The 19,777-nt window shown below is 70.4% G+C and carries 14 protein-coding genes and 1 pseudogene; 12 read left to right on the top strand and 3 right to left on the bottom strand.

Annotated elements, in window-relative coordinates; genetic code table 11:
* Positions 1-563: 563 nt before the first annotated feature.
* Positions 564-1,082 (bottom strand): hypothetical protein, encoded by a 519-nt coding sequence (locus WMF39_RS07180; protein ID WP_437744800.1) that lies wholly within the window; start codon positions 1,080-1,082, stop codon positions 564-566.
* A 119-nt stretch (positions 1,083-1,201) separates the two neighbouring features.
* On the opposite strand from WMF39_RS07180, the gene WMF39_RS07175 reads away from it, so the two are divergent.
* The 5 genes from WMF39_RS07175 to WMF39_RS07155 all read left to right on the top strand — a co-directional run bounded on the left by WMF39_RS07175 (position 1,202) and on the right by WMF39_RS07155 (position 4,820).
* Positions 1,202-1,795 (top strand): hypothetical protein, encoded by a 594-nt coding sequence (locus WMF39_RS07175; RefSeq protein WP_437744799.1) that lies wholly within the window; start codon positions 1,202-1,204, stop codon positions 1,793-1,795.
* A gap of 235 nt (positions 1,796-2,030) precedes the next feature.
* Positions 2,031-2,282, top strand: coding sequence for a hypothetical protein (locus WMF39_RS07170; protein ID WP_437744798.1), 252 nt, complete (start codon positions 2,031-2,033; stop codon positions 2,280-2,282).
* Complete coding sequence (locus WMF39_RS07165) at positions 2,279-2,905, top strand: RNA polymerase sigma factor (RefSeq protein WP_437744797.1); 627 nt, start codon at positions 2,279-2,281, stop codon at positions 2,903-2,905. The genes WMF39_RS07170 and WMF39_RS07165 overlap by 4 nt, the downstream gene beginning before the upstream one ends.
* The gene (locus WMF39_RS07160) at positions 2,898-3,791 is read left to right on the top strand and encodes a hypothetical protein (RefSeq protein ID WP_437744796.1); all 894 of its coding nucleotides are present in this window, start codon (positions 2,898-2,900) and stop codon (positions 3,789-3,791) included. The genes WMF39_RS07165 and WMF39_RS07160 overlap by 8 nt, the downstream gene beginning before the upstream one ends.
* A 9-nt stretch (positions 3,792-3,800) precedes the next feature.
* On the top strand, positions 3,801-4,820 hold the full coding sequence (locus tag WMF39_RS07155) for a hypothetical protein (RefSeq protein WP_437744795.1): 1,020 nt from the start codon (positions 3,801-3,803) through the stop codon (positions 4,818-4,820).
* A 3-nt stretch (positions 4,821-4,823) separates the two neighbouring features.
* Here WMF39_RS07155 and WMF39_RS07150 read toward each other — a convergent pair whose 3' ends face one another.
* Positions 4,824-5,660, bottom strand: a complete 837-nt coding sequence (locus tag WMF39_RS07150; protein ID WP_437744794.1) for a LamG domain-containing protein — start codon at positions 5,658-5,660, stop codon at positions 4,824-4,826.
* Positions 5,661-6,014: 354 nt separating this feature from the next.
* On the opposite strand from WMF39_RS07150, the gene WMF39_RS07145 reads away from it, so the two are divergent.
* The 3 genes from WMF39_RS07145 to WMF39_RS07135 all read left to right on the top strand — a co-directional run bounded on the left by WMF39_RS07145 (position 6,015) and on the right by WMF39_RS07135 (position 11,509).
* Positions 6,015-7,469 (top strand): DUF1592 domain-containing protein, encoded by a 1,455-nt coding sequence (locus WMF39_RS07145; protein ID WP_437744793.1) that lies wholly within the window; start codon positions 6,015-6,017, stop codon positions 7,467-7,469.
* A 70-nt stretch (positions 7,470-7,539) separates the two neighbouring features.
* Positions 7,540-9,117 carry a DUF1552 domain-containing protein gene (locus WMF39_RS07140; protein ID WP_437744792.1) on the top strand — a complete coding sequence of 526 codons (1,578 nt, stop codon included), beginning with the start codon at positions 7,540-7,542 and terminating at the stop codon, positions 9,115-9,117.
* A 79-nt stretch (positions 9,118-9,196) separates the two neighbouring features.
* A complete protein-coding gene (locus tag WMF39_RS07135; RefSeq protein WP_437744791.1) occupies positions 9,197-11,509 on the top strand; it encodes a di-heme oxidoredictase family protein in 2,313 nt (770 codons plus the stop codon).
* A gap of 135 nt (positions 11,510-11,644) precedes the next feature.
* On the opposite strand, the gene WMF39_RS07130 is transcribed toward WMF39_RS07135, so the two are convergent.
* Positions 11,645-12,430: an SDR family NAD(P)-dependent oxidoreductase gene (locus WMF39_RS07130; RefSeq protein WP_437744790.1), complete on the bottom strand. Its 786-nt coding sequence runs from the start codon at positions 12,428-12,430 to the stop codon at positions 11,645-11,647.
* Between the two features lie 1,092 nt (positions 12,431-13,522).
* Between WMF39_RS07130 and WMF39_RS07125 the strand changes: the two genes are divergently transcribed.
* From WMF39_RS07125 to WMF39_RS07110, 4 genes and pseudogenes are all read left to right on the top strand, one after another.
* Positions 13,523-14,524, top strand: a complete 1,002-nt coding sequence (locus WMF39_RS07125) for a Vgb family protein (protein WP_437744789.1) — start codon at positions 13,523-13,525, stop codon at positions 14,522-14,524.
* 153 nt (positions 14,525-14,677) lie between these two features.
* Entirely contained in the window at positions 14,678-15,793 is a 1,116-nt protein-coding gene (locus WMF39_RS07120) for a hypothetical protein (protein WP_437744788.1), read from the top strand.
* Positions 15,794-16,049: 256 nt separating this feature from the next.
* Positions 16,050-16,358, top strand: a pseudogene (locus WMF39_RS07115) (integrase core domain-containing protein); the annotation flags it as partial.
* A 402-nt stretch (positions 16,359-16,760) separates the two neighbouring features.
* On the top strand, positions 16,761-19,772 hold the full coding sequence (locus tag WMF39_RS07110) for a hypothetical protein (protein WP_437744787.1): 3,012 nt from the start codon (positions 16,761-16,763) through the stop codon (positions 19,770-19,772).
* Positions 19,773-19,777 lie beyond the last annotated feature (5 nt).

Genomic DNA, 19,777 nt, shown 5'->3' with positions numbered 1-19,777 from the left:
GCCTCGTCGACCTACATGGTGAGCGATGGTGCATCGTGATGTCCGGCAATTTCACCTTGTCATGCACAAACAGCGGATCCATGGGTGCGCCTTCGCTCCCTGCCACCGAGCTCGATAGCTCGCGCGTCGCGCTCGTTCTGCTTACCGCTTGCGTACCGCTGGCGCTCTGCCGCTGGCGCTTGCCACTGGCGCAGGGCGATCGTGGCGTCCAGCTCTCCGGTGCGGCGTCCCGCCAACAATCGCTCCGACAATGGGATTGTAGTCCATCGGGTCGCCACACAGCAACCCTCGCGAACCGCGAACGCAGGGTCGGGGTGTCGGGGATCACAGCGGGTGGCGCGCCACAGAGGCGCTGGCGCCGAGCGCCGCGCAGACGTGAGGCAGGGCCCCTGCGACCCGGCGTATTTGCAAGGAACTCTCGTGACCTGGAGAGCGAAGGTTCCACTCGAAGGGCACTCGGCCAGCGGACGGGCAAACCGCTGCCCGCCGCTGCCCGGAGCGCCGAGCGAGCGGAGCGGCTCGACCGGCGAGGCGGCGCGCCGCGCTCCGGCGCGCCGTTCGTCTCAGTACCACTCGCTGCCGAGGCCCAGCGTGAAGGTGAATGTCGGCCCCTCTGGCAGGAACACCGGGTGGAGATCCGCGCTGATGGCGAAGCCGCTCCGCCGCGCGCCGCTCCCGGCCAGGCCGCCGAGGATGAGGGCGCCCCGCGCGTGAGCGCCGAAGTACCAGGCCGCCGTGCTCTCACAGCCGGCGCTCGGGAGCGGGATGCCGCCCTCCGGGACCTCCGCGCCGCAGGTCGCGACGGCCACGTAATCCATGGAGGGTCCCGCGCCGAGATCGAGGAAGTGGAACAGCGTGAAGCCCGCGAGCACCGAGTTGTAGTCGATGAACCCCGCCTCGAATCCAGCGCTGTTCTCGGTGCTCTCAGGGGTGAGCGTCACCATCGGTGTGTTCTGGTAGTATATCCCGAAATAGTGGTTGACCTGGACACCGAGCCGGCCCGAGAGCGCAAAGACGGCCCCCGCGCCCGTGGGTGACTCGATGATCCCGCCGCCGAGCGTCGTACCGAAACGAAAGCGCATCCCGTCCTTCTCGTCGTCCTCGGGCTCCTCCGGCTTCTCCTCGGGAGCGGGCGGAACCGGCGCGGGCGGCTCCGGAGCGGGCGTGTGCGCGGGCGGCGCGGACCGCGGCGCGGGCGGCGGTGCAGGCGCTGGCGCGGACCGCGGCGCGGGCGGCGGTGCAGGCGCCGGTGTCGACCGCGGCGCAGGCGCGGGCGGCGGTGCAGGTGCCGGTGTCGACCGCGGCGCGAGCGCAGGCCGCGGCGCAGGCGGCACCGGCGTGGGAGAAGGCGGCGGGAACGGCATGGGAGCGGGCGCAGGCGCAGGCGCGGGCTGCACCGGAATCGGCGCAGGCGCGGGTGCAGGCGCAGGTGCGGGCTGCACCGGTGTCGGCGCGGGCGCCGGCTGCACCGGTATCGGCGCAGGCGCCGGCTGCACCGGTGTCGGCGCGGGCGCCGGCTGCACCGGTGTCGGCGCGGGCGCCGGCTGCACCGGTATCGGCGCAGGCGCCGGCTGCACCGGTGTCGGCGCGGGCGCCGGCTGCACCGGTGTCGGCGCGGGCGCGGGCGCGGGCGCCGGCGCTGGCGCTGGCGCGGGCTGCACCGGTGTCGGCGCAGGAGACGGCGGCGGTGCTGGCTGCGCGGAGGCAGACGGGAGCGGCTCTGGAGGAGGAGGCGGCGGGAGGGGAGCGTCGCCCTGGGTCAAGGCCGTCGCCGAGACCGCCAATGGAACGGTGAGCGCCGCGAGCGCGGCAAGCCAGCGAGGGGGTGTCATCCGGTCTTCCTCGATGCGCTCCTCGCGGCCGTCAAGCGCGCGGAGGTGCGCGCTGTCGGCCGCGGTGCGCCGCAGCGGATGATCCGCCCGCGAGCCGTGGAGCGCCAGCGCATCGACGACCGCCCGATGAACGTCGCCCCCCGTCCCTCCACTTTCCTTCACGGAACGCGGCGGCTCCGGTAACCAGCCCCTCGATCCATGCGCCGAGCTCGCCAGGCCCTCCTCTGCGGTACCAGCCCCCTGCCCGGGATCCTCTTCTCCGCGGCTTGCGTGGAGGAAACGCTCCCCCCAGAGGCGACCGCGGGCGGCGGCACTGGAAATCTCCATGAGACGAGCGGCGCGGGTGAGGGCGGCGCCGGCCCCGTGGACCCCAGCGGCACCGGCCCCGTGGACCCCAGCGGCACCGGCGGCGAAGCGGGGCACGCCGATGAGGAGGAGCGCAGCCCGTGACGGCCCGCGCGGCGGTCGCGCCGTCGACACCTCCGCCCGCCGGGGCGGTGCCCGCCGTCCCCGCGGCCGGCGTGCAGGCCGCGCCGCTCGATTTCGCCGAGGTGTACGAGGAGATGTTCCCCTTCGTCTGGCGGACCGTGCGCCGGCTCGGCGTGGACGCCTCGGCGCACGAGGACGTGTGCCAGGAGGTGTTCGTCGTCGTGCACCGGCGGCTCCCGGAGTTCCTGGGCCGCTCGTCGCTGAAGACGTGGGTCTTCGGGATCGTCGTGAACGTCGTGCAGACGCACCGGAGATCGCTGCGCCGCAAGAGCCCCGCCCACCGCGGGACAGGAGAGACCGTGGATCCCGAGCTGCTGGCGGGGCCGAGCAACCTCAGCCCCTACGAGGCCATGACGAGGGCGGAGGCCGCGCGCGTCGCGCACGAGCTGCTCTCGTCGCTCGACGAGGAGAAGCGCGTGGTGCTCCTCCTCGCCGAGCTGGAAGAGATGTCGGCGGCGGAGATCGCGCGGGGCATCGGGGTGAACGTCAACACCGTGTATGCGCGGCTGAGGGCCGCTCGACAGGCGTTTTCCGACGCGGTGCACCGCCACCACGCCAGGATCCGAGGAGGCCGCAATGGATGAGCTGGGGACCGGGGAGCGAGCGCTCCTGAACGCCCTTCGTGACGAGGACGAGCCGACCGACGACGACAGACGTCGGACGCGCGCGGCCGTGTGGGCGAGGCTCGGCCTCGCAGGGACGGCGGCCACGGCCGTGGCCGTGAGCGCCGAGAGCGCCGGAGCCGCCGGCGCCGCGAGCGCCGGCGCGGCCGCGCACGCGGTCGGCCCCGCCGCCGCGAGCATGGCCGCGAGCGCGAGCACCGCGGTCGCAAAAGGGGCGGCCATCACGCTGCTCGGCGCCCCGATGAAGATCGGGCTGGCGGCGCTGGTCGTGGGCCTCGCGACGGGGGCCGCGCTCTACTTCCCGACACCGGGCGAGGCGCCCGACGCGCAACGCGCGCTGGAGGCGGCGGCGGGCGCGGCCGAGGCGCCCCGCGCGGCGCACGCCGCCGCGCCCTCCAGCGCCCCGAGCGACGGGACGCCTGCGTCCGCCGAGGCGAGCGCCTCCAGCAAGGCCGACGCTCCCGAGGCGTCCGGCGCACCGGCCGATCCGAGCGCCGCGCCCCCGGCGGCCGCCGCGGCGCGCGCGACGGCGTCGCGCACGCCCCGGGCGGCGGCCGCCGCGAAGCAGGGCTCGGAGGGGCTCGACGCGGAGATCGCGCTGCTCCGCGACGCGCAGCAGGCGCTGCAGGCGGGCCAGTTCGCGCAGGCGCTCTCGAAGCTCGACGAGCACGCCAGCCGGTACCCGAGGGGCGTGCTCTCGACCGAGCGCGAGGCGTCGCGCGCGATCGCGCTCTGCCGCTCCGGCCGCGCGCCGTCCGGCAGGGCGATCGCGGCGAGGCTGCTCGCGAAGAGCCCGGGCTCGCCGCTCGCGACGCGCGTGCGCGCCGCGTGCGGACAGGAGGAGTAGAGTGCGCGGGTGCACGTATCGAGGTGGGCGCACGCGCCGTCGATCCTCCCGGCGCTGATCGCCGCGGCAGGGCTCCTGCCCGCGCGCGCGCTCGCGGCGCCCGCCGAGCCGCGCACCATCGATCTCCGCTGGGAAGCGCCGGCGGGGTGCCCGCCGGTCGACGAGGTCCGGAGCGAGATCGCCCGGCTGCTGGGAACGTCGGAGCAGCGCCAGCCGATCGAGGTCGAGATCGCGATCGCTCGCGAGCGCGACGAGCGCTACCGGCTCGACCTGCGCATCCGCGCGCCGGCGCCGGGCGAGCGGGTGATCCATGGCGACGACTGCGCGTCCATGTCGCGGGCAGCGGCGCTGATCGTCGCGATGTCGATCGATCCCGACGCGGTCGCGCGGAGCGCCGCCGCGCAGCCCGCGCCGCCCCTGGCGATCGCCGCCCCCGCCGCCAGCGCGCCGCGCCCGCCGCCTCCCGCGCCGCGCCGCCCACCTCCCGCGGCAGCGCGGCCGTCCGCTGCGACCGAGCGCGACGTGGAGGGAGCGCTCTGGGTGAGCGCGCAGCTCGAGCAGGCGCTCGTCCCGACGATCGGCGTCGGGCTCGCCGCGGGCGGCGGGATCCGCAGCGGCTGGTTCCGCGCGGACGGCGCGGCCGGCGTGGTGCCGTCGAGCTCGAGCCACATCGCGGGGCTGGCTGCAGGCGCCGAGTTCCGGCTCTGGTTCCTCGAGGTCGACGCGTGCGCGCTCCCGCTCGAGCGCCCCATCCGCGTCTACGTCTGCGCGCTCGGCCGCCAGCACTGGCTCCGCTCCAGGGGGCGAAACGTCGATGAGCCCTTCACCCTCACGACGCCGATCTTCGCAGCCGGGCTCGGGACGCTGCTCGAATGGCGCATCGCCGCTCCCGTGAGCGTCGAGGGCGCGCTGCACGCCGTCGTCCCGCTGAGGCGGCCCCGCTTCGTCGTCGAGAACCTCGACGGCATCGTCTACCGCCCGCCGGCCGCGGGCCTCAGCGCGCGCCTCGGTCTCGCGCTGGCCTTCTGAGCCTCAGGGCAACTCCGGGCCGGCGCGCCACGCGGCCTCGATCGCGCAGCCGGCCAGCGCCTCGCGGTAGAGGCGCAGCTCGTCGTAACGCCCTCCGAAATACGGATCCTGATCGAACTGGGATCGCCCGAGCCAGTTGTTCGCGTCCTGGATCGCCGAGAGCGGAAAGCCGACCGGCGTGCTGCCGAGGAGCGCACCGTCGAGGTAAAGCGAAAGGATCCCCGCCCCGCCGTCGAAGACCGCGGCGAGCTGATGGATCTCGGCGTCATCGAGCGTGGGCGCGGTGGCGACCTGCACCTGGCCCGCGGCGCCGCTGTCGCTCGCGAGCGCGGCGATACCCGGCGGGTCGAAGCCCGTCGACGGGGTGATGACGAGGTAGGACCGCCCAACGCTCGAGTCGCCTTCGACGGGATTCTCACCTGTGCTGCCGATGCCGAAGTCGACGACGCGCAGGTACGCCCCTCCGCCGTTGCGGGCGACCCAGACCATGACGGTGACGTCGCTCAACCCCGCGAGGAGACCCGCGGGCAGATCGACGTAGTCGTCCTCTCCGTCGAGGGTGAGCCCCCCTCCGCCGTCGAGGCTCGCGCCGCCGAAGATCTCACCGTCGGCGCCGCCGACCGTATCGGCGACGATCGCCCCCACCCCGTCGAACGAGTACCGATGAGCCAGCGACGGCAGCGCATCGCAAGGGGCCGCGCCGCCGCCCCCTTCCCCGCCGCCGCCCGCCTCGCCGCCGCTTCCCGCTTCACCGCCGCTCAGCGCCCCGCCACCACGCCCCCCTTCCCCGCTGCCACGACCACCTTCCCCGCCGCCGCCCACAACCGACGTCGGAGTCATACGGCCCACCGCAATATCCACATCTGCCCCACATCCGGACAAGCCGAGGAGCAGCACCATCATCGTAGTCTTCCGCGCGCACGACACAGGCTGATCCTAGCGCGGGTGTGCGGTCGATTCGATCACGAAAGGCGCGCGCTCCGGCAACGAGGGGGAGAGTGCTGATTCCACACGCGGGAGCCGACCATGATGTGCCGACTTGACCGAGTGTTCGCAAGTCCCTGGCTCGCCGCCGGGGGATGTCTCTTGAGCATCTCGTGCACTGGCCTCCTCGGAGGTGATGACGCTCCGGGACCGGGACAGGAACCCGGAGACGACGCCGTCGTCGCGCCGGGCGGGATGCCTTTGCACCACATGACAGCATCGGAGTACAACAACACGGTCGCCCACCTCCTGGGCACGCGCCTGCGGCCGGCGGACGGATTCCCGGCCTCCGGCGCGAAGGGCTTCGACGCGAACGCCAGCGCGCTCTCGAGCCTCTCGCAGGTGCTCGTCCAGGGGTATTACGACGCCGCCAGGAAGCTGGCGGCCGACGCGTTCTCGAACGAGGCGCAGCGCGCCCAGATCCTCGTGTGCGACCCGGCGGAGGGCGCGGGCGACGGGTGCGCGCGCGAGATCATCGAGCGCTTCGGGCTGCGCGCCTTCCGGCGCCCGCTCGAGGCGGCGGAGGTCGACCGGTACGCGGCGCAGTACGACGACGCGCGCACCACCCTCGAGATGTCCCCCGTCGAGGCGGTGCAGCACGTCGTCCGGACGCTGCTGACGTCGCCGAATTTCTTTCTGCGGATCGAGGTCGGCCCCGACTCGAAGCGATCGCCGGGCGCCCTCGGCGGCCATGAGATCGCGTCGCGCCTCTCGTACCTCCTCTGGAGCTCGCTCCCGGACGAGGAGCTCTTCGACGCCGCAGAGAGCGACGAGCTGGCCACCGAGGACGAGCTCCGGGAGCAGGTGGACCGCATGCTGGCCGACCCGAAGAGCGCCGCGTTCTTCCAGAACTTCTTCGGGCAGTGGCTCGGGACCCGCACGCTCCCGAGCCACAGCGTCGACACAGCGCTGTTCCCGGGCTGGAACGACGAGATGAAGGGCGCGATGATCGACCAGGCCAACGCCTATTTCACCGGCTTCACGACCGGCGAGCGGCCGTGGTCCGAGTTCCTCACGGCGCCCCACCCGGAGAGCCCGCTGCTCGCGCCGCTCTACGCGAACGACCCCGAGGCCGGGCGCGCCGGGTTCCTCACGCTCCCCGCGTTCCTCACGCTGTCCTCGCGCGCCGATCGGACCTCCCCCACGTCCCGCGCGAAGACGATCCTGGCGCAGCTCTACTGCGCCGAGCTGGCCCCTCCCGCCGGCGTGGATATCCCGGAGCTCGAGGCAGCGGGAGGCGACTCGGGCACCGTCGACAACGTCCGCGAGAAGCTCGAGAAGCACCGCGAGTCGCCCGACTGCGCGGGCTGCCACGATGTCCTCGATCCCATCGGGCTGAGCCTCGAGAACTTCGATGCGATAGGCGCCTACCGGACCGAGTACCCGAACGGCGACGCGGTCGACGCGACTGGCGAGTACGGGGGCGCGGCGTTCCAGGACATCTCGGGCCTCATCCCGGAGCTCCAGAAGGACCCCCAGCTGGGGATCTGCCCCTCCGAGCAGCTCTTCACGTATGCGTTGCGCCGGCGCCCGATCGGCGGCGACAGGGGCACGCTCGAGGCGATCGCCGCGCGCTGGGAGAAGGGGACGATCGCGGATCTGGTGAAGCAGGTGGTGACCAGCGAGGCGTTCCGCCTCCGTCCAGCCAAGGTCGGGGCGAAGTGAGGCCGCAGGGCGAAGTGAGGCCGCAGGCGCTGTTTCCGCACGGAACCAGGCACGAAGGAGCGATGCGCACATGAAACGCGGAATGACACGCAGGAACCTGTTGCGCGGCGCGGGCGTCTGCCTGGCGCTGCCGTTTCTCGAGAGCCTCGCGCCGCGCAGGGCGCGGGCGGGGGAGCCCGGCACGCCGAAGCGCTTCTTGCTCTGCACCTTCCCGAACGGGGCGCCCCACCACTGGTGGGAGACGGCGCCCGCGTTCGGCAAGACGCTGAAGGGCGCCGATTTCAAGCTGCCGAGGGTGCTCGAGCACTTCGCGCCGGTGAAGTCGAAGATGCTCATGATAAGCCGCCTCGGCAACCACACGTGGAGCAAGGAGCAGAACGCGTTCCTCGAGCCGTCCCACTCGCGCTGCATGGCCGCGCTGTCGACCTGCGTGGACGCCGATGAGCTCGGGAGGGCCGCCGGGCAGGACCTCGGCGAGTGGGTGGGCAACGGCGTCTCGGTCGACCAGCTCATCGTCCAGAAGGCAGGCCCGGAGCAGGCGACCCGCATCCCGTCGCTCCAGACCGGGCTCGGGGTGAAGCCCGGCTTCTTCGACGGGCGCAGCTACGCCTACAATCAGGCCGTCTCCTGGAAGAGCCCGCGCGAGCCGCTGAAGCGCTCGGTCAACCCGAAGGCGGTGTTCGACGCGCTCATCAACGCGGGCGCCGCGAGCGCGCCCCCCGTGCCAGGGCAGACCGACGAGCAGGCCAGGATCGAGGCGGAGCGCCGCGCGGCGACCGAGAAGAGCGTCATCGACGCGGTGCTCGGGGACGCGAACTCGCTCATGCGCAAGGTAGGCTCGGACGATCGCAAGATCGTCCAGCAGTACCTGGACGCCCTGCGAGAGACCGAGAAGAACGTGACCCGCGTCCAGTCGACGATGACCCCGTCGAGCCTGGGCTGCAGCCCGATCGGCGAGCCCGGCGTGGTCCCCGAGCCGCCGGGGCAGCAGGAGGGGCTCAACGAGAACGACAGCACGGAAGCCGGCGAGTACAAACACGACGATCACGCGAACGTCATGATCGATCTCATCGTCATGGCCATTCAATGCGACGTGACGCGCGTGATCACCCACATGCTCGACGACGCGCGCTCCGAGTTCGAGTACCGGTGCATCCCGGCCGACGTCCGCGCGAAGGTGGGCCTCGAGTACAGGGAGGGCAGCAGCCTCCATTATCACTCCTGCCAGCACGGCCCCGGCAACCTGGGCGCCACGGACGAGGGCGGCCGCTACGCGGTCGTCGAGGAGAGCAACCTCGACTTCGCGGCGATCAACTGCTGGCTCGGCCAGAAGACAGCGCAGCTCGCGCAGCGGCTCGACGCGATCCCCGAGGGGGATGGAACGGTGCTCGATCACTCGGTGATGGTCTACATGAGCGAGATGCGTACGCACGACCACGACGCGTACGATCTGCCCATCGTCCTCCTGGGCGGCGACGGCGTCTTCCTGAACGACGCGCACGTCGCGTATGGCCCCCTCGGCGAGGATCGCCAGCTCCGCGATCTGTGGTTCACCATCATGAACCAGTACTACAACCTCGGCGTCGCGTCGTTCGGCGAGGATCGCCGCGGCGTGCCGAACGCGCTCCTCGAGGAGATCCTGCGGTAGCTCTGCCGTTCACGGTCTCGATGGATGGGCTCACACCGGAGGTCGAAACGCGATGTTCGAAAGCCGCTCACGTCGGTTGGTGTCCGGGGGTCTCCGTGTCGTGCTCGGGCTGCTCGCGACCTGCGCAGCAGAGCTCGGGTGCTCGAGCGACCTGTCGCCCGCGTCTCCCTCGCAGGGGTCGCCCTCGCCGGAGTCGCCCTCGCCGGGCGACGGCGGCGGTCCGGAAGGCGCGCCGCCCTGCGAGGAGACGAGCGGCGGGCCAGCGCTGCCGCAGGCGTTCGCGCTGAACTGCGGCGGGTGCCATAGCGCCCACGGCAAGCCGACCGGCGGGTTTCCCGATCTCTTCGCCTTCGACGGCCCCCTGGAGGAGTTCACGGCGCAGGTGCGCACGGAGCGCACGGGAGACGCGCGCATGCCGGCCTTCGGCGAGCAGCAGATCGCGACGGCCGATATCGAGGCGATCTTCGCTTATTTCTCCGCGGGAGCGCCGCCCGCGCCGGCCTGCGACGGCGGCGAGGTCGATCCCGGCGAGTGCTCCGGCGTGGACGGCGACATCTCCCCGCTGTTCCCCTCCGCGGCGGCGGGCAAGCCGATCACCACGACGGCCGCCGATGGGACGATCACGCTCGAGGCCGCAGGGCGCGTGCGCGGGCGCCACGAGAAAGAGGAAGAGTTCAGCCCGTACCAGCCGCGCTATTTCGAGAACCGAAGCTACAAGTTCATCGTCGAGGACACGATCCCGGCGGGCGGCAGCACCGTCAAGTTCACCTGGCTCCCCAAAGCAAACGCATCGAACAACCAGACCATCAATTTCCGTTGCTGGTACTCGGGCGAAGGCAACGTGTTCGACTCGAACAACGGCATGGAGCGCATCACGAGCACCCACTGGGAGTTCGTCGTCGATCGCAACGCCAGGGACAGCAGGGAGATCCGCGCGGGAGATCTGCTGGAGTTCGAGTTCGGGGTGTTCCTTGACGCGGGCACCGTCGAGGGGAGGACGAGCTATTACAGCGACACGTTCCGCTACCGCGTCGGCAGCGGCGAGCTGACGCCGTTCGACGAGCCGAACGAGGCGGCCCTGTCGGGCGGCGACGGGACGATACCGTACATCTACGAGGAGCCTCATCTCTATTACGAGCAGATGGCGCTCAACATCCAGGAGAGCTCCATCCAGCCCTTCCTCGAGGGGCGCCGCCTGTTCCATACGGATTTTGCCACCGGCGAGCACAGCGAGGGCGGTAACCCCGTCTTCGACGAGCACGCCGGCAAGGCGGGGCCGCTCTCGAACCAGGCGGCGTGCGTGAGCTGCCATATCAACAACGGTCGCGGCGCGCCGCCCGAGCCCGGCGAGGCGATGGAGACCGCCGTCGTGAAGCTGTTCGGCGCAGGCGCGAACGCGGACGGCGGGCCCACCGCCGACCCGAGCTACGGCCGGCAGCTGCAGGACAAGGCGCAGGGCGGGGGCGAAAGCGAGGGTACGGCCACCGTGGCCTACACCGAGGAGCCCGGGCAGTTCCCCGATGGCACGCCGTACGTCCTGCGAAAGCCCACGTTCCGCTTCGACGGGCTCTCCGCAGGGCCTATCGCGAGCTACTCGGTCCGCGTCGCACGCCCGCTCGTGGGCATGGGCCTCCTCGAGGCGATCGCAGAGGACGCGGTGCTCGAGCGCGCAGACGGGATGGACTGCAATCAGGACGGTATCTCGGGCCGTCCGAACCTGATCCCGGACCCTGTCTCGGGGGCGCTGCAGATAGGGCGCTTCGGCTGGAAGGCGAGCAAGGTGAGCGTGCCTCACCAGGTCGCCGACGCGCTGGTGGCGGACATGGGCGTGACGACGAGCCTGTTCCCGGTCGAGGAGTGCGGCGAGGCGCAGTCAGGTTGCCAGGACGGCACGCGCGGAGATCCCGAGCTCTCCGACGAGGATCTCGACAGGCTCGCCGTCTACATGCGCATGCTGGGCGTGCCGCCGCGCCGAGACACGGCGGACCCGGCCGTCCAGCGCGGAGAGGCGCTGTTCAGCCAGGCAGGGTGCGCGAGCTGCCATGTCCCCTCGATGAAGACGGGGAGCCGCCACCCGCTCGTCGAGCTGCGGGATCAGCTCATCCAGCCCTTCAGCGATCTGCTCCTGCACGACATGGGAGAAGAGCTCGCGGACACGTCGACGAGCGACCACCTCGCGGGGCCGCGCGAGTGGCGGACGCCGCCCCTGTGGGGCATCGGGCTGCTCGAGGCCGTGAACGGCCACACCCAGCTGCTGCACGACGGCCGCGCGCGGAACGTCGTCGAGGCGATCCTGTGGCACGGCGGCGAGGCGGACGCCGCGAAGCAGCGCTTCGTGGCGCTCCCCGCGGAAGATCGCGACGCGGTGGTCGCCTTCCTGCGCTCGCTCTGAGCGCCCGCCTTCCTGCGCTCGCTCTGAGCCCCCGCCTTGCGGAGCTCGCTCCGGGCGCCCCCTCCCCGCCTTCCTTCGGCTTGCTCGGGTGCTCGACCCGCTCGGCGTTCCCGGCACAGGAGGGGCGCGCTCCGCTCAGAACCCGGACCGGCGCGCCATCCGCCTCGAGAGCCAGCGCATGGGGCCAGGCGCCACGCGGGCGGCGAGGCTCGCGGTCTTCACGAACAGGCTCGTCTCCAGGACGTCGCGGCCCGCGTCGACGGCGCGCACGATCATCTCGGCGACCTCGTCCGGGCTCTGCTTCTTGTGGCCGGGCGGGCGGTAGCCGACGTTGTCGTCGGTCACGACGGCGTTCGCGTGGAACGGGGTCTCGACCGGCCCCGGCCGCACCACGAGCACGCGCACGCCGCGCGACGAGAGCTCCGCGCGGAGCGACATCGCGAGCGCCTCCAGCGCGAACTTCGACGAGGCGTACGGGCCCATCCGCGGCGCCGCGACGAGCCCCGCGATCGAGGAGACCATGACGAGGGTGCCTTTCGTGGCCGTGAGGGGCTCGATCGCGAGCTGCGCGAGGCGCACGGGCGCGACGACGTTCAGCCGGTAGAGCGCCTCGAGCTCGGCGGGATCGATCTCGATCGATGGCGTGTAATAGCCGCGCCCGGCGTTGTTCACCAGCACGTCCAGCCGGCCGTACGCGCCGAGCGCCCGCTCGCAGAGCGTCTTGCGGTCCTCCTCGACGGTCACGTCGCCGGCCACCGCGAGGGCGGCGCCGCCCGCCGCGCGCACCTCCGAGGCGACCCCCTCGAGCGCGTCTCGCCCGCGCGCGCTCAGCACCACGCGCGCGCCGCGCTTCGCCCAGGAGAACGCGAGCGATCGACCGATTCCGCTCGATGCACCGGTGATGACGACGACGGGAGCCATGTCGGCGAGAGTACACGACCTCGTGACGGCGAGGAGAAACTTGCTGCCGCCGGTCGCACGGCCGTGGGCGGGCCGTCGGCGGCCGCGCTCCCTCCCTCTCCGATCTCGGGCGCAGCTGCTTGAAGGCGCGACGCTGCCCTCGCAGGAGCAGCGATATCCGGCGCTGGCGTTCTACCGTTCCGGCACAGGACCGTCGCAGAGCTGACAGCCGAATCGTTCTCGAGGAGCGATATCCGGCGCTGGCGTTCTACCGTTCCGGCACAGGACCGTCGCAGAGCTGACAGCCGAATCGTTCTCGAATGCACGAGCTCGCCCATCGAGGACGACAGGATCACGCCATCACAGGACACACGTCGGTATTACGTAACACAAACTTCGCGCATTTCGTTCTCGCGCCTACTATAGTCCGCCCCACACGAAGCCGCCGGGGGGGCTGGCTGGCCGTCCCCCCCCGCATAGCGAGCTATGACGTGCGGGTCTCGATTGCATCGACGCGCCCGAATCGCGCAAATGCGTGAGCCTTCGAGCGCGTCACTATTGCATTCTGACGCGGGGTGACCAGCAGAGGCGGGAGCGCGGCTCGTCCTCCTTCCGCTGGCTGGCAGCGCCGCGGCGGCCGTTCGCGATCGTGGGGGTGACCCGAATGGGCCCGGCCATCAGCTCCACGAAGCCATGGCCGTTCATACAACCTGTTTGGCGGGTCCGGCAGGCGCGATCTCCGCGTCGCGTTCTCATCGCGCGCGCCTGGCGCCGACACCCCAGCGACGCGCTGGAGGCGATTCGCTCCGCGGCTACATGGCTCGTCTTACGAGCAAACAGGTACGGATCGACATAGGACGGAATCTGGTTACGGGGAGGGAATGGGGGACGCACCGGGTGTGCACGCAGTTTGCCAGCGCAGTTCCGAACGGGGCGCCGAGCGGGATCGTGACGGACCGCTGACGAGCGTGAGCGCGAAGAGGCAGCGGTCGAGCGCGCGTAGCGCCGCTCTCGACGAGCAACGCCAGCGCGCGGCGTAGCCGCGGCATTCACAGATTCGTAACAGGAGATCTCGCGAGACGCTCTCAACCTCGAACCCTGATAGAGAATGAAATGAAGAAAAAGTCGATTGTTGCCTTGTCGATGATGGTCGGCGCCGCACTGGTGGCGCAGGCGGAGCACGCGAGCGCCGGGCATTGCCCGGCGGCGTCCGCGGGTGACATCACGGAGTACGCCATTCCTTCGAACTCCACGCCGGGGAACATCACCTTTGGCCCTGACGGCCGCGTCTGGTTCACCGAGGGCTCCGCCAGCAAGATCGCGGCCGCGGATTCCAGCGGCAACGTGACCGAGTACCCGCTCGCGGCCGGATCGAACCCGAGCGGCATCACCCTCGGTCCGGATGGCCGGATCTGGTTCACCGAGCCGGGGACCAACCGGATCGGGGCGATCACGAAGACCGGCGTCGTGACCGAGTACGACATCCCGACGAGCAACTCGAACCCGTTCGGGATCGCGCTGGGATTCGACGGGAATGTGTGGTTCACCGAGCTCCTCGGCAACAAGGTCGGGCGCATCACGCCGGCCGGCGTGATCACCGAGTTCGCGCTGCCGACCGCCAATAGCCAGCCGCGCGGGATCGCGGCTGGAGCCGATGGAAACCTCTGGGTCGCGGAGTCGTTCACGAACAAGATCGCGCGGATCAGCACGTCTGGAACCGTGACCGAGTACCTGCTGCCGGCCTCGGCCTCGAACCCCAACGCGGTGACGCTCGGGCCCGACCTCAAAATCTGGTTCACCACCGCGAACGAGATCGCGAAGATCGACACCAGCGGGACCGTGACGGAGTTCGCGCTCCCCGCGCTGGACCGCGGCCCCACGGCCATCACCCTCGGGGTGGACGGCAATCTCTGGTTCACGGAGCAGTTCGGGAACAAGATCGGACGCATCACCACGAGCGGCGTCGTCACCGAGTTCGATCTCCCGATCGCCAGCTCTCGTCCGCTCGGGATCACGCTGCGCCCGTCGCTCCTGGGGTGCGGCATCCTCGACGTCTGGTTCACCGAGCGGCTGGGGCGGCGCCTCGGCAAGATCCGCACGGTGACCACCCACTGAGCGGCCGCGTCGCGAGAGATAGAGACTTGACCGCCTGACGGCGAGCGCTTCGGCGGCCAGGCGGTTTTCCTTGGATTGTTGCATTGATCGATGTGCGCCGGTGCACCGAGACGATCGAGGTGCACAGGCGCACCGTCACTCTGAACGATGGAGATGAACATGAAGAACATGGGCAAATTGGTCCTTTCGGCGCTCTCGGTCCTCGGCCTCGCGGCGTGCGCCGTGGGCAGCACGAACGAGGAGCTCGTCGGCGAATCGCAGCAGGCGCTCATCAGCGGGGGTTTCTACGGGTCGGACACGCTGTTCAACGCGACCACGGCCGCGATCGCCGCGTCGGGCGTCACGGGCCTCACCTACTACGGTACCGGGTCGGGCAAAGGCGAGCAGTGCCTGGAAGGCACCGGCGCCGCCCCCTGCAACACGAAGGCGCAGACGATCGCTCCGATGTCCAGGGACCTGCAGGGCTCTTGTGACAGCAGTGGCACTGGTCAGAAGAGCAATCGCATCGCGCTCGACGCCGTGTATATCTGGGCGGATAAGAACGCGGACCAGACCGCGACCGGCGCGAACTTGGCGAACGTCAAGGGCGCGTTCTGCGGCGACGGCGACGGGGACGCCACCAGCTGCGCCGGCTTCAACACGTGGGGCGAGTTCACCTCGGGGTCGACGAACCCCTCGAACGCCCTCGTGATGTATCGCCGCGACGACATTTCGGGCACGACCGAAGTCTTCAAGGCCCTCACCGGCTGCACGGCTTTCTGCGCGAACGTGCAGATCGTGGTGGACGACCCAATCGCCGGGCCGCGGCTCTCGACCGACACGCCGGGGACCTCTTCGCTCGTGCCCACGCCCTGCGCGGCGACCGACTCGGCCACCGATTGCATCGGCAAGCTCGTGGGCGCGAACGTCGATGCGATCGGCTATGCGGGCGGCGACGCGAAGGTCGCCTCGGGCACCTACGAAAACAAGCCCCTCGTGATCAACGGCGTCGCGCCGACCGAGGCCAACATCCGCAAACTCATCACGGACCCGAGCAACAAGTACCCGCTCGCTCGCTTCCTGTACCTCAACGAGGGCAACGGAACTCGCGACATCAAGGAGCAGGACTTCCTGGACTGGGCCTTCGGCGTGAACGATATTAACGACGCTATTGCGTTCGAGGATATCCTGATCGCCAACGGCTTCCTCGCGTGCACCGCGACGACCAACTCGCCCCGCACGCCGCTCAATTGCGGTAGCACCGGCACCACGTGCCCCTCCTCGCTGTGAGCTGATAGGCTGATGACGAAGGACGGAGCGCGCCGCGCGATCCATGCGGCAGGCGCGCTCCGTTCGACGCACATGGCCAGCGCGGCGTGCTCAGGCACGCCCCCTTCTCATCACCCGCTGAGCACCGCGCGCCGCGGGAGATAGGGACTTGACCGTCTAGCACAGAGCGGCACGCATAGACATATCCGCGCACGAGGACGTGAGACCCGGCGAAGAGCCTCCGCCGCGCGCTCAGCGTTCAGCCCTCGCGAGGCGCGCCGACACAGCAGCGCAGCAGCGCGTTTTCGACCGCTTTCGGCACGAGTACAACGACCAGCGTCCGCACGAGGCGCTCGGCCAGAGGACGCCGGCTTCGCGCTACACGCCCTCGCGCCGCTCGATGCCGAGCAAGCCCTCGTCGCCGGAATACCCGGACACGATGGCCGTTCGACGCCTCAACGAGAAAGGACGGCTGCAGTTCGGAGGGTCGCAGACCGCCCTCTCCACGCTGCTCGCCGGCGAGCCCGTGGGGCTGCTTCCGATCGCCGACGACGTGTGGGAGCTGTACTACGGCCCGGATTGGTGAGACGAACGCATCGATGAACTGAGGTCGAGCCGACGAGCAATGCTGCCAAGCTCCGAGCTCGGCACGGCGTCCTACGACGCAATACAGGTCCGGCACCGACAGCCCCAGCGGCAGCCCACCCCGCAACACCGCCCAGCGTGGGAGGTCTGCCCGGTGAACGCTTACTCCCCATCAGCGACCGGCGGGAGAGGCGAGCTTGCGGCGCGTAAATCAATGAAAGCGCAATCATCTACGTCGATGGGACCGCAATGGCGTCACGGGTCCGTGACAGCCGGCATTCACGGTTGTTCCAGGAGCTCACCGGTGTCATTTCGGCCGCTGCGACGGTAGGGGGTTCGCCGCTGCGAGCCCGGGGAGCTGGCAACGATGGGTCAAGGTCGGCGTTGGGTGACGATGAGGTCGATGGTGCTGTTGCTCGGGGTCGTGTCCGTGGCCGGGTACGGCTGCGGAGGTGACGACACCGATGAAATCTCGCCCCCGGAGGGCACGAGCGGCGGCGGCGCTACCAGCGGTGGAGACGGCGGCGGCAGCGGCGGAACCGGCGGCAGCGACGGGACCGGCGGCAGCGGCGGGACCGGCGGGACCGGCGGGACCGGCGGGACCGGCGGCAGCGGCGGGACCGGCGGCAGCGGCGGTGACGGGGGGGGCACGCAGCCGCGTCCATGCGCCCCGGCCCGATCGCACGAACCGATCCCTCAGCGCCACTCGGCGACGGTCGAAGATGCCCTCGATACCTTCAGCAACCTTTCGGGGGAGATCGAGATTCAATGTGGCAACTGCCACAAGGCCCCGGCAGAGCAAGGAGATTTCTCCTACGCCGGCACCCCGGAGAACCTGTGCAATGCGCGCGGCAAGAGCGGCAAGACGCCCGTTGACGTCATGCTCAGCGGGGAAATGCCCTACAAGATCGGCGGGCAAGAGGCGCTCGGCCGGCGGCTCCAGGCGTGGATCGCGCAGGGCTGCCCCTCCGGCACGTACGTCCTCCCGAAGGGTGACATGGAGGTCGATCCGGACGGAGATTTCGTGACCCCGCGCGAGATCGGCGATGCGTTGACCGAGCTCGGGAGCTGCATCCCCGACACCGAGATCGTCGGTCGAGACGAGGCGGTGGACGAGCGCTTCGCTGCGATGCGATCGTTCGCGGACCTCCCGGTCAAGCTCTCGGAGACCGATTTCGTCTCGCTGGACGCCGAGGTGCTCGCGCGCAGGGGGACGCTCGCCTACGCGCCGACCTACCCTCTCTGGTCGGACGACGCGGCGAAGCTGCGCTTCGTGCACGTCCCGGCGGGGCAGGCCATCACGTACGACCCGGAGGCGAAGAGCCTCCGCATCCCCCCGAACACCCGCTTCTACAAGACCTTCTTCAGGGCCGTGGTCGAGCCCGACGGCGTCACGCGATACCGCAAGATGGAGACACGCATCATCGTGACGCGCGAGCGGGCCGAGGACGCGATCTTCGGCACGTACGTGTGGAACGCGGAGGAGACGAGCGCGAAGCTCCTCGGGACCGGGCTCGATCCGGCGTCACCGGACAGCAGGGAGCTCTACCTGAACGGAGATCCGTTCCCCGACTACGTCCGCCCTTACACGGCCGACGAGACCACCGGCTCACTGCAGAGCTACGCCGTGCCCGGCGCGACGCGATGCGTGGCGTGCCACACGGGCTCGGAGAGCGAGAGCTTCATCCTTGGCATCACGCCCTTCCAGCTCCACAAGCGACCCAAAGGGGAAGGCGGCGTCTACACGCCGGACGTGCTCGCCGACGAGCTCAATCAGCTCGAGCGTCTCCTCGCCTACGGTGTCGTGCGCGGCACGTTGGCGACCCTCACGCCCGACGACTTCCCCAAGCTGGAGGACTCTGCACTGCCCCGCCGACCGCGCAACGCCGACGAGCTGAACATGCAGGCCTACATGGCGGGCAACTGCGCCCATTGCCATAACCCGCGCGGCTATGCGGTGGCGAGCAAGGCGACGCTGCGAGGCCTGGACATGTCGCCCGGCGGGAGCATCTTCGGGTTTCGCATGGATACCGTGGGCTCGGACGGGCTGCACTACTTTCCTGATGTGCCCGCGTCCTTCGATGAGCTCGTCATCCAGAGCTCCATCCCGGTCGGAGGGATCTACCGTCGCGTCGTCCTGCCCACGGGAGCGTGGACTCCCCGCGCGTTCGGCCTGCCCGTGGACAACGAGGAGGCAAGCGCGTTCTTCAGCCTCCACATGCCGATGCACACGGCGTCGGTGGACTGCCGCCTGCCGGTCCTCGTGGCGCGCTGGTGGGCGTCGGTGCCGCGCGATTACGAGCTCGGAGGACGGGAGGCGCCGGGGGATCCGGAGGCGATCGAGCTCGCCATGCGCGCGGCGGACGCCGCGGAGGCGCGCGCCCTTCACGACTGCGAGGAGCATCGCGAACTCGGGTGGGTGCTCGAGGACACGACCGAGCGCTATCCGTACGTCCCGCGCAACATCGACTGGAGGACGAAGCTCGACGACTGGATCCGCGCGGAGGAGGTGACGAGCGAGCACGAGGCGCTGGCGAAGAAGGTGTATGCTCAGGGGTTCTTCGCCCCAGGCTGCGCGTTCCCCGGGGACGCGCCGGAGCCCGAACCGGTGGAGCAGTGGATGATCAATCCGGGAACCGGGAGGCCGCGCCAGCCGTGGAGCGCGATCTACTGGTCCAACCCAGGGGAGCATATCTACGCCGGTATCTGCTCGAATTGCCATGGAATTTACGGAGACGCCCAGACCGGCGCGGCCAGAGCGCTCCGCGCGACCTCCGGGGCAAGGGTGGCGAGCTTCGTCGACGGGCTCTTCGGCCCGCGCTGGGCACCCAACGAGAACCTCGCCACGTTCCATGGGCCCGACGCAGGGGAGAACGACCTCGGGCCCGACGGGGCGGCGAAGTACCTCGTCTGGATGGCGACCGGGGGCACCACCGTCTCGTTCGGCCGTACCGCGGAGGAGGAGAGGACCTTCTTCAACGTCTTCGTCAGCAATCGGATCGTGGCCGCGGTGCCGATCCCGCTCGATCCGGAGACCGCGAAGGCGGCCTTCAGGCGATCGAGGGCGAACATGCTCGGCGTCGCGCGCGCCGCCTGCGATGAGATCCGCACCGATGCGCATCGGTTCGGAGCCAGTTACGACGCCGCGGCCGCGAGCGGGAATTGGAGTCTCATCCTGAGCAATACGGTGGCTCCAGAGTTCGGCGTGCCCATGTGGAGGGACGTGTGCACGCTCAGGAACCCTCTCTCGGCTGAGCTCCGCGCCGCGGACGCGAGCTCGCCGGAGGTCGACGCATGGCTCCGGAGAGCCGTCTTCAACGCCGGCGTGATGGCCTACATCTACATGCGTGACGAGCTGACGAAGGGAGTCATCGCGGTTCCGCGTGACGCCTGCGCGCTGAAGTTCCCGAAGTAGTGAAT

The organism is Sorangium sp. So ce1504 (assembly GCF_051521635.1).
Lineage (GTDB): Bacteria > Myxococcota_A > Polyangia > Polyangiales > Polyangiaceae > Sorangium > Sorangium cellulosum_B.
Note: the sequence above shows the minus strand (reverse complement) of the source record. Positions and strands in the feature narration are given on the sequence as shown.

What these genes read in the sequence shown, in the direction of transcription:
- WMF39_RS07180 (WP_437744800.1), bottom strand. Translation starts at nt 1,082, where the DNA reads ATGCGCTTTCGTTTCGGTACGACGCTCGGCGGCGGGATCATCGAGTCA.
- WMF39_RS07125 (WP_437744789.1), top strand. Translation starts at nt 13,523, where the DNA reads ATGAAGAAAAAGTCGATTGTTGCCTTGTCGATGATGGTCGGCGCCGCA.
- WMF39_RS07120 (WP_437744788.1), top strand. Translation starts at nt 14,678, where the DNA reads ATGAACATGAAGAACATGGGCAAATTGGTCCTTTCGGCGCTCTCGGTC.
- WMF39_RS07130 (WP_437744790.1), bottom strand. Translation starts at nt 12,430, where the DNA reads ATGGCTCCCGTCGTCGTCATCACCGGTGCATCGAGCGGAATCGGTCGA.
- WMF39_RS07110 (WP_437744787.1), top strand. Translation starts at nt 16,761, where the DNA reads ATGGTGCTGTTGCTCGGGGTCGTGTCCGTGGCCGGGTACGGCTGCGGA.
- WMF39_RS07170 (WP_437744798.1), top strand. Translation starts at nt 2,031, where the DNA reads ATGCGCCGAGCTCGCCAGGCCCTCCTCTGCGGTACCAGCCCCCTGCCC.
- WMF39_RS07145 (WP_437744793.1), top strand. Translation starts at nt 6,015, where the DNA reads ATGACAGCATCGGAGTACAACAACACGGTCGCCCACCTCCTGGGCACG.
- WMF39_RS07140 (WP_437744792.1), top strand. Translation starts at nt 7,540, where the DNA reads ATGAAACGCGGAATGACACGCAGGAACCTGTTGCGCGGCGCGGGCGTC.
- WMF39_RS07150 (WP_437744794.1), bottom strand. Translation starts at nt 5,660, where the DNA reads ATGACTCCGACGTCGGTTGTGGGCGGCGGCGGGGAAGGTGGTCGTGGC.
- WMF39_RS07160 (WP_437744796.1), top strand. Translation starts at nt 2,898, where the DNA reads ATGGATGAGCTGGGGACCGGGGAGCGAGCGCTCCTGAACGCCCTTCGT.